11 protein-coding genes are annotated in these 18,647 nt (G+C 36.7%); 5 read left to right on the forward strand and 6 right to left on the reverse strand.

Annotation, left to right across the window (positions count from 1 at the left end; translation table 11 throughout):
• The first annotated feature begins 713 nt into the window (after positions 1-713).
• Positions 714-3,833, forward strand: coding sequence for a M60 family metallopeptidase (locus C8D70_RS06295; protein WP_110366756.1), 3,120 nt, complete (start codon positions 714-716; stop codon positions 3,831-3,833).
• A gap of 144 nt (positions 3,834-3,977) precedes the next feature.
• Here the strand turns inward: C8D70_RS06295 and C8D70_RS06300 are convergent, their stop codons facing one another.
• The 5 genes from C8D70_RS06300 to C8D70_RS06320 all read right to left on the reverse strand — a co-directional run bounded on the left by C8D70_RS06300 (position 3,978) and on the right by C8D70_RS06320 (position 13,774).
• Positions 3,978-4,739, reverse strand: coding sequence for a LytR/AlgR family response regulator transcription factor (locus C8D70_RS06300; protein ID WP_110366757.1), 762 nt, complete (start codon positions 4,737-4,739; stop codon positions 3,978-3,980).
• Between the two features lie 79 nt (positions 4,740-4,818).
• Positions 4,819-6,138, reverse strand: a complete 1,320-nt coding sequence (locus C8D70_RS06305; protein WP_110366758.1) for a RagB/SusD family nutrient uptake outer membrane protein — start codon at positions 6,136-6,138, stop codon at positions 4,819-4,821.
• A gap of 12 nt (positions 6,139-6,150) precedes the next feature.
• Positions 6,151-9,480: a SusC/RagA family TonB-linked outer membrane protein gene (locus C8D70_RS06310; RefSeq protein WP_110366759.1), complete on the reverse strand. Its 3,330-nt coding sequence runs from the start codon at positions 9,478-9,480 to the stop codon at positions 6,151-6,153.
• Between the two features lie 6 nt (positions 9,481-9,486).
• Positions 9,487-12,060 (reverse strand): zinc-dependent metalloprotease, encoded by a 2,574-nt coding sequence (locus C8D70_RS06315; RefSeq protein WP_228402527.1) that lies wholly within the window; start codon positions 12,058-12,060, stop codon positions 9,487-9,489.
• Between the two features lie 130 nt (positions 12,061-12,190).
• Complete coding sequence (locus C8D70_RS06320) at positions 12,191-13,774, reverse strand: histidine kinase (RefSeq protein WP_110366760.1); 1,584 nt, start codon at positions 13,772-13,774, stop codon at positions 12,191-12,193.
• Positions 13,775-14,069: 295 nt separating this feature from the next.
• Between C8D70_RS06320 and C8D70_RS06325 the strand changes: the two genes are divergently transcribed.
• From C8D70_RS06325 to C8D70_RS06335, 3 genes are read left to right on the forward strand one after another with little or no spacing between them, the layout of a single operon-like run.
• Complete coding sequence (locus C8D70_RS06325) at positions 14,070-15,245, forward strand: thioredoxin family protein (protein WP_110366761.1); 1,176 nt, start codon at positions 14,070-14,072, stop codon at positions 15,243-15,245.
• Between the two features lie 13 nt (positions 15,246-15,258).
• Positions 15,259-15,891: a DUF3575 domain-containing protein gene (locus tag C8D70_RS06330; protein WP_110366762.1), complete on the forward strand. Its 633-nt coding sequence runs from the start codon at positions 15,259-15,261 to the stop codon at positions 15,889-15,891.
• A gap of 4 nt (positions 15,892-15,895) precedes the next feature.
• Positions 15,896-16,102 (forward strand): hypothetical protein, encoded by a 207-nt coding sequence (locus C8D70_RS06335; RefSeq protein ID WP_110366763.1) that lies wholly within the window; start codon positions 15,896-15,898, stop codon positions 16,100-16,102.
• On the opposite strand, the gene C8D70_RS06340 is transcribed toward C8D70_RS06335, so the two are convergent.
• Positions 16,103-17,314 carry an exo-beta-N-acetylmuramidase NamZ domain-containing protein gene (locus C8D70_RS06340; RefSeq protein WP_110366826.1) on the reverse strand — a complete coding sequence of 404 codons (1,212 nt, stop codon included), beginning with the start codon at positions 17,312-17,314 and terminating at the stop codon, positions 16,103-16,105. It lies immediately after the preceding gene.
• A gap of 4 nt (positions 17,315-17,318) precedes the next feature.
• Between C8D70_RS06340 and C8D70_RS06345 the strand changes: the two genes are divergently transcribed.
• Positions 17,319-18,548, forward strand: coding sequence for an ABC transporter permease (locus C8D70_RS06345; protein WP_110366764.1), 1,230 nt, complete (start codon positions 17,319-17,321; stop codon positions 18,546-18,548).
• Positions 18,549-18,647: the final 99 nt, after the last annotated feature.

Here is an 18,647-nt window from a genome sequence, read left to right on the forward strand (position 1 = left end):
ACGACTAAAAAATCAATGTTTCGCTTAGTTCCGCTACCGGACAAAAGATCACTAATGATCTGGGTAATGCTTTTAAAAAAATTACGGATAAAAAATCGTATCCAATCGGGACGAAAATAACTTCTCCGGATCAGACACTAGAAATATTTATTCGAATTTTTTTTAGCTTTCCTGAGAAGACTGTAAAAGTCCTTTGGCTTCTGATTCCGGAGAATTATTCGATTTTGAATCCGGGATTGTTTGGCAATCCAAAAATATAATGTGTTCCTATTGAAATCGCCTTTCTTACAGGGTTTATTTTTAAATTTCTTTTAATTTTTTTGTCATTTCTATTTTATTAACAAAGCTATTTCCAGACAAGTCAACTGGTAGTGAATATTTAAAAACAGGTAGGGATTAGTTTGTTAAATTACTTAAATTCTTAATTTTGAAAGAAGGCTTTCAATATAAATGTACCACAAACTAAAAACAGGAATGCAATGAGAGTATTGCCTGTAAAAAAGCCTTTTTGAGGATAAAGTTTTGAGCTATTAAAGTATTTTTTACCGTAAATAGTATACAACTAATGTTCGGGAAGATGATTGAATACAACTATTATCCAAAAACAAGTCAAAGCTGGATGCATCCAGTGGAGATTTAAATGGCAGCTATACTCCTGTAACCTATTCATACCTTGTCATTTTATTATTTTTTTAATCAAAAATTTACACCAAATGAAAAACAATTATTTTATTCTTTTATTTCTGTTCTTCTTACAGACAGTTTATGCACAGCAATATAAGATGCCTGTAGCTTATGCAAATTCTTTACAGCCTGCACAAGCCGGACAGGAAGCCGGACAGAGTATTGATAATAATGTGAATACACTTTATCATTCTCAGTATAATTTGAGCACAGCACTTCCGGACCAGTTAAATTTCAGATTTTCCAACCGGGTAAAAAGTGTAAAAAGGTTAGTATACAAGCCTAGAACAACAGGTCCTAACGGAATCTGGACGAGTGTGAAAATTTCTTATTCTACACAATCCAATCCTACAGTCTTTACAACAGCAACCGGAGTTATTTCCTGGGCAGCGGATAATACCGCTAAAACAATAGACTTGCCCACAGCAATTGTTCATCCGGGTGTTATCAGGGTTGATGTTCTGAGTGCTCAAAATAATTTTTCAAGTTGTGCCGAGATGGAGTTTTATTCTACAGAGCAGGTGGATCCTGTACAGACAGAATGTACACTGCCAACCAATGAGTTTTCAGCTTATGCAGATATCCCGGTATTGCCTCAGGTGCCAGGATCTTCGGCTTCAAGTTTTCAACCGGGAGAAAATATTGAAAATTCCTTTGATGGCGACGTAAGTACGTTATATCATTGTGATTGGAATGCTACCGCAGCCACTTTTCCTATTTCTCTGATTTATAAGTTTGATGGGCAGACAGCTATGAATTATTTAAGGTATATACCAAGACAGGATGGTGGGCCAAACGGACTTTTCGGAAATATAAAAATAAGTTATAATACCATTTCTAATCCTGCTTACGTTACTATTTCTACTCAGAATTTCGGGCAGACCTCTGCCATAAAAACCGTAAACTTCCCTTCCGCAATTACACCTTTAAATATAAAAATTGAAATTCTTGATGGTAAAAATAACTTTGCGAGCTGTGCCGAAATGGAATTTTTTCAGACCAGTTCCAATATTTTTAATCCATCAGCTTATTCAAACATTTTTAATGATCCTATTCTCAGCACCTTAAAACCAACTGTAACCCAGCAGGATATTGATGCCATTTCCTCACCTTTCATGAAAGGATTAGCTCAGTGTTTATTTAATAATACCTACAACAGAAAATACAGAGTTCAGACTTTCACGCCATATAAAACAACTGAATCTATAAACACCCAATATAAAACAGGGAATTATAACGGATATGAAAACCCAACAGGAATAGCATTTCAGCCTAATACCACTGCTATTGTTTTTGCTAAAGATATTACGGCAGCAAACAAAGTTTACTTAAAAATAAGAGATTTTGCTACTGAAGGGTCATCTCCTGAAAAAACATATGAACTAAAAAATGGAATAAATATCATTGCTGTTAACAATGCAGGGTTAGGGTATATTTCATATTACACTGATGATGTAAACGCTGCACCTGTAACTGTAAATATTACAGCAGGTATTGTAAATGGTATTTATAAAAAAGGTACAACGTCTGCAGAATGGGCAGAAATGCTTACGAATGATGTCTATCCGAAAATTGATATAGAGGGTTATTATACAAAACTGGTTACCAATAAGTCTGCGGTAAGCAATTTCCATTTCACCACCGCTCAGCCTCTGATAGATAAGTACGATGCAATTGCCAAGTCTGAGAGAGAAATGATGGGCTTCTTTAAATTCAATAAAAACTTTAAAAACAGGCAGCTTGTTTATATGGAATCTACAGGAGGATGGTTTGCAGGAGGTTTGGGAGTTCATTTAGACCTTACCTGGGGACTGTCTAATTCAACCTCAGCACCAGGGCTGGATATCTGGGGTGTGGCACATGAATTAGGTCATATCAATCAGGTAAGACCAGGATTAAATTGGGTTGGAACAACAGAAATCACTAATAATTTATACTCATTATGGGCCTATTATAATATGTACTCACCAACAGGCAGCAACAGGTTTACGAGGCTGGAAGGTGAAATTGCCGATAAAACGGTATTTCCTAAAGTGGCAGGAAACAGATTTGGAGAAATTATTATTCAGACACAAATTAACGGGAAGAGTATTATGGATCAGTTCAGAACTGATTATGTGAATCCTGCTGACGCGAATTTCAGAAGCCTTATTCCGTTTTGGCAATTAGAATTGTATTATCAGTTGGCGGGAGCTTCAAAAAATGCTTCACCCCTTGCATTTGATTCAGATATGTCTGATGAAGACACCCCTGTGGTTACCCCTGCAGTTCCAGGAGTAGATTATGCACATTGGTTTGCTACAGTAGCTGAGAAAGTAAGAAATACAAATGAAACGCAGCTCACACAAGGACAATTGCTGATGAATTTTGTAAAAAACACCTGTGATGCCGTGCAGGAGGACCTTACAGATTTCTTCACAAGCACCGGTTTTTTAAAGCCAATCAATGCAACAATATCAGATTATACCAATAATCAAATGACAATTACGCAAAGCATGATTGATGATGTGAAAAGCTATGTCCTTGCAAAAGGATATGCCAAACCTGTATCTCCGGTGATCAATTATCTTTCAGCGAATAGTGTAAATGCATTCAGGAATATGCAGCCGGTTTCCGGGGTTACGGGTGTGGGTGCACAGATTACAACCAATGCGCAAGGACAGTTTTTATTGGTTGATAATTCTAAATGGAATAATGCTGTTGCCTTTGAAACCTATAATGCAAGTAATCAGCTAATCAGTGTTTCTATTGTAGGAACAGGAGATACTACACTGGCAAATACTTATGTAGATTATCCTGCCAGTGCTCTAAACGTGTATGCTGTGGGATATAATGGACAAAAAATACTGGTTTATCCAGCATTTACGTTAGCCACTGATCATATTAAAATAAATAACAATGAATTTAGTATATATCCGAATCCTTTAAAAAATGGACAAAAATTAGTTATTGATATTAAAAATTCAAGAGAAAATTTAAAAGCGGAATTATATGATATGACAGGAAAGTTATTTATTTCAGCAAAAGGCTCTTTAAATGATATTAATAAAGAAATTAATAATAAAATCCAAGATTTGAAAACCGGAATTTATATTATTTCAATAAATAAAGGAACCAATACCTATCAATCTAAGATTATTAAAGAATAATACCTGTATAAGTGTTACAGTCCCGAAAAAGGCTGACTAGTTTAATCATTCAAATATATTTATATCAGAATAGGAAAATTCCTATTCTGATTTTTTGTCTATTTTTAATTAGAAAAAATTTAAATTAATATTTTTAAGACGTAATCAGCTGTTCAGCCAATTCAGGCATTCGGCAATCTGCATTTTACTGATAAAAATTTCTGCATTCACTTCGGGTTCGGGCGAGAGCCTAAGTTCTACTTTCTGACTGGAGTGTTTGATAATCTCAGAAACAGCTTCTTTATTAATGATAAACTTACGGTTTATTTTAAAGAAGATCTCAGGGTTAAGCTTCTGAATAATATCTTTAATGGTATCATCATAAATATAGGTCTGATGATCTTTTGTAGTAAGGAAAAGATATTTTCCTGAGGCAAAAAAATAAGCCGTGTTATGTTCATCTATTGATTTAAGTTTATTTCCTTCTCTTACCATAAATCGTTTCATGATCTCTTCCTCTGCCTGGCGCAGTGATGAAATGGATTTAAGAACCGGTTCAGGATCAAAATTGTTTCTTATGGAGATAAATTTCTGTAACGCTTTATGCAGATCTTCTTCTTCAAAGGGCTTCAGAAGATAATCAATGGTAAAATGCCTGAAAACCCTCATGGCATATTCATCAAATGCAGTAATGAAAATAATGGGGGTAAAAAGTTCTACCTGCTCGAAAATTTCCAGGCTCATTCCATCGCCAAGATGAATATCCATAAAAATAAGATCTGCTGAATCTTTTTCAAAGAAATCAATTGCCTGTTTTTTGGAACGAAGAATAACAGTCTCTGTAGCAGGGACTATGCTCTGTGTATCCAAAAGATTTTTCAGATAATTTACAGCCAGCAGCTCATCTTCTATAATGGCAATTTTCATAACGATGCAAAAGTACAAAAAAACCGCTGAAACAATTAAGTTCAAGCGGTTTCCTCTGTATTGAATTTGATATGAAGTTCTATAGATTAGGGTTATTCTTCTTCGCACTCATTGGATATTCAATGGTATATCGCGGATCATTCTGCTGAAGAATATACTCTTTGCCACTGATGGTGTGGCTTATTTTTTTCTGATTTGCTCTTCTTAAGTCGAACCATCTTTGTCCTTCTAAAGCAAATTCTCTGAATCTCTCATCCAGAATAAAGTTCATAAATGCTGTAGAATCCATTGAGTTCATCGCATTTTGTACTGAAGTATATCCGTCCGGAGTATATCTGTTTTTTAAGACTTTCAGAAGTGTTTCTTTGGCTTCAGTAAGTTTATTCAACTTTAACAATGCTTCAGATTTTATAAAGTACTGTTCTGCCGTTCTGAAAGACACTTTGAATTCTAAACTTCCTCCTTTGGTGATTTTATACTTACTGCCATTTTTTTCAAAATACATGCCAAACCTTTTATCTGCAGTATTATTATAGGAAGAAATAAGTTCCGGAGATGCAAAAGATAGGTTCTTTATAGAATTATCCCATGCATTGTCCAGGGCCATGATAGATTCCGGGGATGCGTAATGGTTGGGTGGCGTATTTACAGTATTCAGATTACTTAAATCACCTTTTACCGCCAGTACCTGATCTGCATAGCTTAATGCTTTGGTCCAGTCTCCTTCATATAGGGCTGTTCTTGCTTCAAAAGCCAGCAATGCTGTTTTTGAGAACCTGTAGTTAACTCCTAACGCCTGTTTTGGCTCAACCATAAGATCTTCTGCTTTTTTAAGATCTGCATGAACCTGATTGTACACTTCCTGTACAGAAGATGGTTTCAGTACCTGTTCAAGATCAATTTCAAGATTGATTGGAACTCCTCTGTCACCAGAAGCGGTAGCACTGTTGTAGGGTTTTCCGTACAGATTTACCATGTCAAAATACAAATACGCACGAAGCGCATAGGCTTCTGCTAAAATCTGATTTTTCTCCGGAGAATCCTGCATGGTTTTGCTTCCTTCATTAATGATCTGATTCAGGTAGAAGTTCACAGAATAAAAACTCACCCATGGAAATTCTGTAGATGCCGGATCATTGTTAGCATCTTTCCACATTGCCATTTCACGGTAGGAAATGAAATCTGTAGAATTATCATCAATATTCACCTCATCTGTACGAAGAGCCACCAGTGATTTGTGAACAGGATATTTTGAATAGGCGGATGTAAGTACTTTCCTGTAATCTTCAGTAGTAGTAGGAATAACTTTTCCTTCAGGCTGAATATCTAAAAATCTGTCGCATCCGATACTGCTAAAGCTGATTGCTGCAAGTGCTATGATTGCTGTAATTTTTCTCATTTTTCTCAAGTTTTAAAAAGAAACATTAAATCCTACGGTCACTGATTTAGTGATAGGCTGTGCATAAATATTACCATACGTTTCCGGATCAAAATAGCCTTTATATCCGTTACTGAATACAAACAGGTTACGCCCTTCAACACTTAGTCTCAGACTCGAAATCCCCATAGGATTTGTAAATTCTTTAGGAAGTGTATATCCCAAACGGATACTGCTGATTCTGATGTAGCTGATCTCCTTCGCCCATACATCCAGTAAACTGTATGCATTGGAACGGTTTCCGGCAAACCATTTATTCGCCATCCATCCATCCGGATTAGCATCCATATCCGGACTGGTAATTCCCGGAAGTGCCCCTCCTGCTTCGTAGATATCTCTTGTATAGTTTCTTCCTCTGTCCAGCTCCATTCCGCGGTAAGAAGGTGTTCTCATTACCGTCTGCTTGAGGTTGAATGTTGCAGAGATGGTAAGGTCAAAATTACTTACTTTAAAGGTGTTGATAATCCCTCCTGTAAATTTCGGGTCTCTGTCTCCTACATACGTAAAAAGGCTTCTCAGCTCAGCATTTGAAAGTTTGGTGTCTACAAACTGTCCCGGAAGGAAATCTGCATATACATCATATAACTTAAAGAATTCTGCTGCTGAAATCTTCTGATCGCCTTTCCAGAATAATGGATTGCCGTGTTCATCCATTCCTGCTGTTTTTAAAGCAAATACAGCATTTACAGGAAGTCCTTCTCTTGATGGAAGCAATGAATTATCACGTGGCTGCTCACTTAATACTCTACTCTTGTTATGGGCAAAGTTGATGGTAGTGGTCCATTTGAAATTATCATGATTGATGTTTCTGGTGGATATTGCCAATTCAAAACCTTTGTTGGTAAGGCTTCCCCAGTTCATCATTGTATATTCGAATCCTGTTTCAAGAGGAGTTTCTTTCATACTGATCATGTCAGTCCCTTTTCTGCTGTAAACATCAGCGGTAAGGCTTACACGGTTATTGAACAATCCTAAATCAAGACCGAAATTAGTATTGGTTGTTTTTTCCCATCTCAGTTTATCGTTCGGAGGGCTGATAACATTGATGATGGGTTCTTTTCCTCCCGGAAGAATCGTTGCATCGTTATATTCACCGATAAAGAAAGGCGATGTATTTCTGTCTATATTTCCCTGAAGACCGTAAGATGCTCTCAGTCTAAGGTTGGATATGGCAGAAATATTTTTCATAAAGTCTTCCTTTGTTACCAGCCATGATCCTGAAACTGCCCAGATGGGAAGGTATTTATATTTTTTATTGACCCCAAACAGGTTGGTTCCGTCATATCTCACACTTCCGAAGAATGTATATTTCTGATCATAGGTATATGATGCTGTTGCAAACATGGAAGCATAAGCATTCTCTATAGGAGCTGCTTCACGATATGTTTCATATCTTTTATCAGCTGCAAAACTCGAATTCGGGAAAACAATAGCCGTAGCTCTTCTTGTTTTTGGATCATACCCGAAAGCTCTTGTGATAGTAGTATTATCTTCTGTTTTACGGATTTCCGTACCGGCCATCAAATCAATCTCATGCTTATTGATCTTTGTGCTGTACGCTGCCTGCAATTTCCAGTTGTACTGGAAGAAATCATTATCCCAGTTTTGCTTTACCGCACCAGCCGGTAGAAAGTAATTGTATTTACCGTCTTTGTAGTAACGGGTATTTTCTCTCATTTTTCTGGTGAAGTAGGTATTCTCTGCTGCAAATTTTTCTGTTTTATTAGCATCATACTGAAGTCCCAACTGAGAAGTAAATCTTAAACTTTTTGAAGCTTTATATTCTAAATCTAAAATCGCTTTCAAAGAGTTATTTTTCAGTGAATAGTTGGTATTTTCTCTTTCTTCAAGGAAGTTGAAAGGAATATAACGGTCTTCAAAACCATCCATATCTCTATCATAATTATAGCTTCCATCTGCATTGAAAGGCTTCATGTAAGGATTGGCATTTCTTGAATAATTCACAGGGTTGATTGAGGCATCAGCATCCGTTACAAAAGATTCGCGTTCACTTTGCGTTCCGAAAATAGAGATTCCTGCATTTAACTTATCGCTTAATTTATAATTGTTTTTTAAAGTCAGGTTATAACGTTTAAAACCTGTCCCGATAGTTGTTCCTTCTTCATCATAGTATCCCAGGGAGAAATAGTAGTCTGCACGGTCACTTCCTCCGGAAACACTTAATCCGTATTGTTTGTTGATAGCATTTCTGTATAACAGTTTACCCCAGTCTGTGTTGTTATTTCTTAAACCGTTAATCTGTTGGCGTGTGAATGAGTTCAACGCATCAAAACCTCCGTTTCTGAAAGCATCAAGCTGGTTGTTCTGAGTCAGAATTCTCATCACTTCTCCTTTATCTGCACGGTAAGTAAGATCTGCACGCTTGGCAAGCATGAGTTCCAGGTCTACTTTTTCAGAAGCATTTAAAAGGTTCAGTTTATCAAAATCAGGACGTGATGTTACAAAAGTATCTGCTGAAAAGTTCAGTTTCAGACTTCCTTTTTTTCCTTTTTTGGTGGTAATGGAGATCACTCCGTTTGCTGCTCTTGCTCCGTAAATAGCGGTTGCAGCGGCATCTTTAAGGATGGTGATATCTTCAATATCATTAGGATTCAATCCTGCAATAGAGAAGTTCTGAAGCTGATCAATATTATCTTTATCCGTAAAATTCGGAACATCATTTCCTTCTAACGGCAATCCGTCAATTACCCATAGCGGATCCTGAGGACCGGAAAGAGAAGCTGTCCCTCTGATTCTGATCTTCGCCGGGCTTCCCGGAGCACCCGTTTCAGGAGTTACTGCCACACCGGCAATCTGTCCTGCCAGCATCTGGTCTACACTGGCCACACCAGCCTGGCTGATGTTGTCCATTTTTACGGTAGAAACCGCTGAGGTCTGTTTACGTTTTTCAATTTTCTGATATCCGGTGATGATAACTTCCTGGATTTTATTTTTGTCTGAAACCTCAGAAGTCAGTCGGATGGTATAGTTGGTCTGTCCTTCATTCAACTGAATCACTCTGGATTCATAACCAGGATAACTTACCAAGACTGTTTTTGTATCGGCAGGGATTTCCAGGATGAATTTTCCGTCCTTATCAGTTACCGTACCTACTGACACACTTTCGATAATTCCTTCTAATTCCGTTTTTGTAGAGACAGACTGTGTCTCGATTTTTATAGATGCCCCCGTAATAACGTGAGAAGTATTTCCGTCTTCTATTTTTCCGGTGATGGTTTTCTTTTGCTGGGCCATTGCTATATTAGCAGCCAAAAGAGGTAAAAGTATTAGAGTTTTTTTCATTGCCGTTTATTTGTTTAAAGCCTCTTGAATACGAATAATTAAATCTGTGTAATGTGCTCTGGAAGCATCATCACCTCTGTATCTTGTTCTGTTCAGTAAGTCCAGAACCTTCTGAAGTTCTGCTCTCTTGTAGGTAGTGACTTCAGATACTCTTTTCATGGAAGAATAATTAATGTTTCTCAAGCCGTGATCATCTTCATGAAAATTACAGATGGTTGGGATATTCAGCGTGTTATCTGCTTTCAATCCTTTTACTGCTGTTTTTTCAAACAATTTGTTCACAGAGACAATCAAAGCATCCACATAATTTTTCTGAGTCATTTTCTCAAGCATCGTAAGGCTTCCTTTCTTACTGAAAATAGCGGTTCTTAACTGCTCAAATAAGTTCTCTACAGTGTAGATTTCTTCTTTTGATCCTGAAACCTGATGTTTTAACTCATTTTCAAGTAACCTCAACAAACGGTCGTCCATCAACAGAGAATAGATATTTGCGTACTGCATTCCTCTTGCCATAGTGTATGGTGTCTGCTCGAATGGTCCCATCGGCGAGTTTTTAACAGGATAGGTTTTTTCTGTAATCGGATTAAAGAATAACCATTCCGGAAGGTTGATCGCATTTTTAACAAGATAATCAACTGCTCTCCTCTGAATTTCTGCCGGAACAGCCTCGTAAGCTTTTTTCTTATTTCCAAAAACAGTATTGTTCAGGTAGATTCCTCCAACATTTGCCATTACGTGACCTGTATACAGATCCCATTGCCCGATCACTCCCAGATACAGTTTTCCGGCATCGGTGTATTCTTTACCGTCTTCATACGTCCATTTCAGGAGATTATTGATCACAACTTTCAGGTTTTTCATTCCGTACTCGCTGGCTTTCATCGCATCATCACCTAAATCTTCAGACTGCGAACGCGGATCAATGGTTTCCAGATAGCTTTGCTGCTCACCATAGAAATACATCGGGTCATCTTCGTGCTTTTCAATTAAATTTTTCAGCGCTTTTTTCTCTACGAATTCATCCGGATACCAACGGTAACCCCACTCTATGGCATATTTATCGTAAAGACCAATTTTCGGAGTAATTGCTGTAACGCCATCTTCCGGCTGAGCTACGTAATTGTAACGTGCATAATCCATAATGGAAGGTGCTGTACCGCCCATTTTATCCGTAAATTCTTTGGAACGAAGCGACTCTACAGGGAATGCAAAGGATGCTCCCATATTGTGCTTCAGTCCGAAAGTGTGTCCTACTTCATGAGATGAAACAAAACGGATGGCTTCACCCATATGTTCATCACTGAATCTATTTCCTCTTGCTTTAGGATCAATAGGTCCCGTCTGAATTCTCATCCAGTCATGAAGAGAAGTCATTACATTATGCCACCAGATGATATCTGCTTCGATAATTTCACCACTTCTCGGATCTACTACGGATGGTCCCATTGCATTTGACTTTGGCGAAGCGGCGTAAGTAATCACAGAATATCTTACATCATCAATATCAAAATCTTCATCTTTTTCATCCGGCATTTTCGCAATCACTGCATTTTTGAATCCTGCCTGCTCAAACGCCGCCTGCCAGTCATGTACTCCGGCAATGATTTTCTCACGCCATTGTTTTGGAGTTGCCGGATCGATATAATAAACAATCGGTTTCTTAGGCTCTACCAGCTCTCCTCTTAAATATTTTTCTTTATCTTCATCTTTAGGTTCAAGATTCCATTTGGTAATGAAGAATTTTTCATCCATTTTCTGCTGATTGTCATTAAACGACCAGTGTTTTTCGGAGAAAAATCCTACTCTTGAATCAGCTACTCTTGGTTTCATCGGTATTTTGGAAAGTAAAACCAGATTGGTAGTAACGCCTAATGTTACCGGCAGATCTACTCCACCTTCATTGACAGAAGTAGACAATTGAGACTTCACCACAAGGTTCTTAGGAAATGTCTTCACTCCTTCTATATAAGAAAGACTTGATTTCACAGATCCTCCCAATCCTACATTGGCCAACACGTCATTAAAACTCTTTTGGTTTCCGTCAAAAACTTTGTTGACTTTAATTGCCACAGCTGTAGAATCACTGTTTTGTGCCTCAATATCAAAGACCTCAATTACAGATTCTGAGAAGTTATCTTTCACAGATTTTGTAATGGCATCATTCTTTGGGGATGACACTTTAGGAACCACCGTTTTTACCCATACTTTTTTAGCTACAGGATCGCGGTGAAAAGAGATGACCTTATTTTCATAGTTCATTCCTTTGTTCAAACCTGCCTCATTAACCTGCATGGGTACCTGAGAAAGTTTGTTCACCACCAAAAACTGACGTCCCATTAAGCTGTCAGGAATCTCAAAATAAATATCCGTTTTTACCTGAATGGTATTAAAAAGTCCCTTTTTATAAGTTCCTTTTTTGATCAGGTCTTCAATTTTTTTTGTTTTTTTTGACGAGGATGTCTCTGTCTTATCCGTTTTTTCTTTGTTGACCTTTACCGTATCTTTATCTTTTTTCTGTGCTATTGCCATTGGTGAAGCCATAGCAAGACCGAGATACAGTGCCAGCCTGTAATTCTTCATTAAAATAGTCCGATTCATTCCAAATAGTAAATATCTTAGTTTCAGTAAGCAAAGCTATAGGTATCGTGAATCATATATATAATATTAGGGAGTGAATGGTGATATTTTGGGAGTGAATGGATTTTTATTTTTACTTCAATAATGGCAAAAAACATATGAAATATTCACCATCTACAGAAATATGAAGAAGATTATTCTTAAAATACCCATAAACCTGATTCAAATATTCAATCCCGAATTTCTCTCCCTGCACCGGTTCAGTTTTAGGCTGCCAGGTGTTCTTTACCGTGATCCCATCCTTATCAACGGTAATGATGATTTCCAGAGGCTGATCTATCGTTGCAATATTGTGTTTGGTTGCATTTTCAGTGACAATCTGAAGGGATAAATAGGGAATTCTTTTTTTCAGACTTTCAGGAGCATTTATAATCAGTTCAAATTTCAATTCTTCATCAAACCTGCTTTTCAGAAGTTCCATATATTGCTGTATAAATTTAATTTCCTGCGAAACCGGAACAATATTATCTTTTGGAGGCACTATCAGATATCTGTAAATCCTGGAAAGATTCATGGTAAACTTCTGTGCATTTTCTTTGTTAATCCCGATCAGCATATAAAGGGAGTTCAATGAATTGAAAAGAAAATGTGGATTGATATTATTTTTAAGCTGCTGAAGCTGGTTGATCACTTCTGCTTTGTGCATCTTTTCATTCTCTATCAACAGTAAATTCTTCTCAGACTGTATTTTCTCTTTTTCCTGATAAGCCAGGCTGGTGGCTCTCTGAAACAATATAAATACCGTTACAATAAGAAACAATGCTGCCAGAAAAATATAAACAGTATAAGTTTTTATTTTACTGATATTCTCATCAATAATAAAATTCACATGATTCACCACTGTATAGCCATCAAAATTATCGGTCTTCAACGGTTTTATGAAGCGGGTTACTTCAACTCCAAGATATTCTGAAACCGCTGTCCCTTTGGTATATCCCGTTTCGGTTTTGCTGGTTAACGTGTCATTCGGTTTAATATCTGTAAAACCGAAGATATTTTTTCCGATATATTTTTTTTCAGGATGGGTGATGCAAATTCCTTCTTTGGTAAAGACATAAGCATAGGTATTGGAGCTTTTGTCAACATTGATAAAATATTGATGAAGATCATCCAGACTTACCGTAGAGCCGTAGTATAATTTGTTTTTATCAGGCAGTACCAGAGAATCATAGCTCATCCAGTACATACTGTCTTTTTTAGCAATCAAAACATCTTTGAAATGCCCCGGACCGTTGTTTTTTATCACAATAGAATTCTCTTTACGATCTGTCTTTGTGAAAATACCGGATAAAGGATTATTGCTCTCAGATTTCCCTGAACTGGTGTTTTCATAATAATACCAGCTGTAAGGCAGCAGGTTTCTTTTCTTATTTAAGTCATTTAAAACCAAAGAATAATCCTTGTAATTCTTCAGACCGTCTTTCTGAATCAGGGCACGAAGCAGATACTGATAATCCTCAATATTTCTGAATTCATGTTCTATTGATTCATACTTTCGGAAAAATGTCTTCTTTGCAAAATCATCGGTATTTTTACGGCTGTCTTCTGTAATCAGAAGACTCAGAACAGCAAATGCTGCCACGGCAATCAGGCAGGCAGACAAAGCAGTAATATAAATGGACTTTTTGGATAAAGCGTGCTTAAAGTTAATAATCAAATTTTCAAAATTGTAGGTTCCTCAACATATAAATTATTCGTTTGCAAAGATATAACAAAGATCTCAGGACTGGAAAGTGAATTAAATTTAGATTTCAATTTTTTAAAACCAGATGCTTTATATGGGAAATAAATCAATAATAAAAGCGTCTGAGTACTTTTATATTTTTAAACTAAAAAACAAAAACCCAGATAAGCTGAAGTCTTAAAGTTCGTTAATATCGTCATTCAGACCACAGATTCAGCATGCTATATTTTGAAAATTAATTATCTTCGCCTACAAATCTTATTTGAAAATGAAGAAGATCATCTCCGGGATATCTATTTTTTGTGCTATCGCGACCTCTGCTCAGGAAGCCATCCAGTTTCAGGAGCTTCCATACAAAGATATTATTGCAAAAGCCAAGAAAGAAAAGAAATTGGTTTTTATTGATGCCTATGCTTCCTGGTGTGGCCCATGTAAAATGATGGAAAAAAATGTTTTCACTCAGAAAGCAGTGAGTGATTATTACAACACCAACTTCATTAATGCAAGATTTGACATGGAAAAAGGAGAAGGCAGAGACATCGCTTCGAAATTCGGTGTACGCTCCTATCCTACTTATCTTTTCCTGAATGGAGAAGGAGAGCTTGTTTCCAGAAATACAGGGTACATGGAAGAAAGCCTGTTTGTGGCTATGGCCCAGGACATCAACTCACCCGGAAATAAAAAAGGATCGCTGAAAGATCGTTTTGCCGGTGGTGAAAAAGATCCGGAATTTCTGATCAACATCATGAAACTTAATGCCAACTCAGATTATGAATTTGCAAAAAAAGCTTCAGAAAGATACTTCCAGAACAAAAAGAAAACCGAAGAACTGACAAAAGATGAAATTGGATTTCTTCTTTACTTTGTAAAATCATCGGAAGATACCAACTACAATGTCTTTGCATCCAGAAAAGCAGAGATTATTAAATATCTTCCTGAAGAAACTTACAATGAATTTGATGCCCAGTTGAAGTTAGGAAAAATAGTAGAACAGTCTATTGATGATAAAAATAAAAAAATCAACGATGACTATTTCATGAAAGCTGCCGAACCATTGGTAGGAAAAGAAGCTGCTGTTAAAAAACTGAATCAGACGAAGCTCAGCTATTATGAACAGAACAGTAATTTTCCTGAATACGAAAAAGCAGCTTTAGAATATTATAAAAATTCTGATGCCTTTGATCCGAATGAGCTCCTGAGAGCAGCCTGGATCTTCGCCGATCATGTGAAAACCCCATCTTCCTTAAAGAAAGCTACCGAGTGGGCAGAAAAATCTGTTATGAGAAGTGAAACTTCAGAAAACACTTATATTCTTGCCAGACTCTATCACCTTACAGGAAACAAAGAAATGGCAAAAAACTATGCTGAAATGTCTAAAAACATGGCTGTTCAGAGCAATAAGGATTCTCAACTGGCAGATGAATTATTAAAGCAAATAAAATAAACATTACATATAGATGAAATATAAATTATTAGCAGCAGGCATTTTAGCTTTTCTGTCGTTGGGTACGTTGAGTGCTCAGGAACAGGAACAAGGAGGACAGGAGAACGGTTTATACATAAAAGGGAATGCTTTATTTGCTCCGATAGGTATTTTAAATCTGGGAATAGAAAAACAGATCAGTCCAAAATATACCCTTCAGGGAGATGTTTTTATTTCACCATGGAAGTCTTTCGCAGGACATAAACTACAGTTTTACTCAGTATCTGCAGAAGGAAGATACTACTTTACTGAAGCTTTCAAACATTGGTATATAGGTGCAAACGTAGCTTTTGCAGCTTACAATGCCTCAAAATGGAACTATTGGAATGACGATACAAGTGAAAACTGGAATGGAGAGATCCTTACCAACTCCAACCTGTACCAGAAAGGATTCTCTGTAATGTTGGGTGTTACAGCAGGATATCAGTTCCAATTGTCTGAACGATGGAATCTTGATCTGTATGCCACTGTAGGAACCTCACAAGGATTTTATAAAGGGTATGACAAGTCTACGGGAAGACGTTACGATTCTGCTGAGAAATTCAATAAAAGCGGTGAAATCATCCCATACAGAGGAGGTGTCATGATTTCTTATAAATTAAAATAATACAATGAAGCTATTCGGAAAAAATCATATTATCATTTCAGTGATCACTTTTGTGATTCTTTTTTTAATGAATTATATCGGGAATGATCTTCCTGATAAATTACAAAGAGCATTAATGACTGCCTTTGCCGGAGTTATCGGGCTGACTGTGGGACTTTTTATATTAAATAAGGGCAGAAATGATAAAAATCCGCCCCAGAATTTTGATTAATTAATTTTCATATATCACATATCGGGTTCTGATCTTTTCAAAACTTTCCAGATCTTTTTTCCATGAAACTTTAATTTCCTGAATTGATTTTCCTGCGATGATCTGTTTTCTCAATTCATCAGTTCCGGATAAAGTATCAAACCAAAAATTTTTCCCGGAAGCAGGCTTTAGGAAAAAGTCTAGTTCAGAATTTTTATAATTCTGATACGCTTTGATGACCCACTCAAGATTCAATTCTCGTAGATCTTTAGGATAACTGGAAAGGTTTTCACCATAACACAGCTTGCCGTTCAGAAAGGGATCTTTAGCCCCATAACTTGGCTTTGGAGTAAACTGATAAGGCAAATTTTCCGTCCATGGAGACCCATAAATCTGAAAAGGAAAATCTGTTCCTCTTCCTACAGAAACCTGAGTGCCTTCAAAAAAACAAAGGCTTGGATATAAATTGATGGCTTTATCATTGGGTAAATTAGGTGAAGGTCTATCAAGCATATGATAACGCTGCTTTTTATGATAATTTTTCATCGGAACAAGCGTATATTGAGCCTGAACTCCATTTTTCAGCCATTTTTCACCATTAACCATCTTTCCGTACTCTCCTATTGTCAGCCCATAGACTACAGGAACTTCGTGTAGTCCAACAAAACTGGTCCATTTTTTTCTCAATACAGGTCCGTCAGTATATCCGTCATGGGGATTGGGACGATCCAAAACCATGATCTCCACATTATTTTCAGCTCCGGCTTCCATCAGGTAAGACAAAGTTGAAATATAAGTGTAGAACCTCACGCCGACATCCTGAATATCAAAAACAACAATGTCAATTCCGGATAGTTGTTCCGGTTTTGGCTTTTTATTATTTCCATATAGAGAAACAATAGGAATTCCTGTTTTCACATCTACTCCGTTTTTTACCTTTGCACCTGCATCAGCATCTCCTCTGAAACCATGTTCCGGAGCAAAAATAGACTTGATTTTAATCCCATTTTTTACCAGAAAATCAACCAGGTGGGTTTTATCACTCATTAAACCTGTCTGGTTGGTCACCACTCCTATCGTTTTATTTTTTAACAGTGGCAGGTAGATTTCAGGCTGGTCGACACCCGTTTTAAAATCCGGTTGAACTTGAGTCTGAGAATAATATTGGTTGAATACTCCTAAAAAAATTAGGCAAATCAGAAGTAAATTTTTAATTTTGAAATCTAAATTCATAAGCTTGAAGTTTCCTTTATATTTCTCCAGAAAAATAGCATTTTCCAAAGATAACAAAAATAACCTTTCAAGGGTTATCATCTTCATTGGCAGGCTTTCCGTAGCGTTAGGAATAATTGTTTCCTTAATTACCGTAGCCACCGGTTTTGGTTCCAAAAAAGCGATCAAAGAGAGACTGGCTGATTTCAGCGGACATATTACCGTAAGATCCACCCGTTCGAATTCTTCATACAATACTTCTGTACTGGATAATCAGGGACTGAATATTGCCAAAATAAAAGAGCTTCCCGATGTGGAAAGCACTCAAAAATATGTTACAGTTACCGGAATTATGCGTAATGAGCATAATTTTGCCGGAATTATATTTAAAGGAATAGGAAAAGATTTTGACAGTTTAAGATTTAAAAAATTTCTTATAGCCGGAACTACTCCAAAGGTAACGGAAAAAGGATTCAATAGTGATATAGCCATTTCGCAGAAAGTAGCCAACGACCTGCATCTTAAATTGAATGACAGTATTGTAACCGTATTTTTAAAAGCTGATCAGAAACCGCTTTACCGTAAATTCAGAGTGATCGGTATTTACAGAACTGATATCAAGCTCATTGACGAACAATTTGTCATAGGAGGAATTAACCATGCCAGAAAAATTCAGGATATGAAACCTGATGAAATTGGCGGAATTGATATTTTCCTGAAAAACGTGAATGATATTGACAAAGATTTTCCTGATATTGAAAAACTGATCGGTTATAAAAACTATGCTGAAAAAGCGACTGAAAAATTCCCGCAGATTACAGACTGGATCAGTATTTTTGATACCAATATTGCTTTAATCATCATCATCATGCTGATTGTAGTGGTAATCAATATCATCATGGTTCTTCTGATCCTTATTATCGAAAGAACCAATTCTATTGGTCTTCTGAAAACATTGGGAGCAAGCAATTCACAGATAAGGGCAACTTTCATCAATTATACCCTGATTATTATGATTCCGGGACTTTTGTATGGAAATGCCATTGGATTGGGATTGATTTTAATCCAGAAATTCTTTGGAATCATTAAACTTAATCCTGAAAATTACTATGTAAGTACAGTTCCGGTAGATCTTAATCCGATTGCCATTATCTCCATCTCAGTAGGAATTCTTATCATCTCTGGCTTGGCTTTGATTATTCCTAGCTACCTGATCAGTAAGATTTCTCCGGTGAAAGCGATTAAGTACAACTAACAGGATAATTGATAATTGATAATTGATAATTGATAATTGATAATTGATAATTGAAAGTTATTAACTGTAATTCAATTAGTTTAAGTGTTATCCACAACT

Origin of the sequence: Chryseobacterium sp. CBTAP 102 (assembly GCF_003201365.1) — a bacterium.
GTDB lineage: Bacteria > Bacteroidota > Bacteroidia > Flavobacteriales > Weeksellaceae > Chryseobacterium > Chryseobacterium candidae.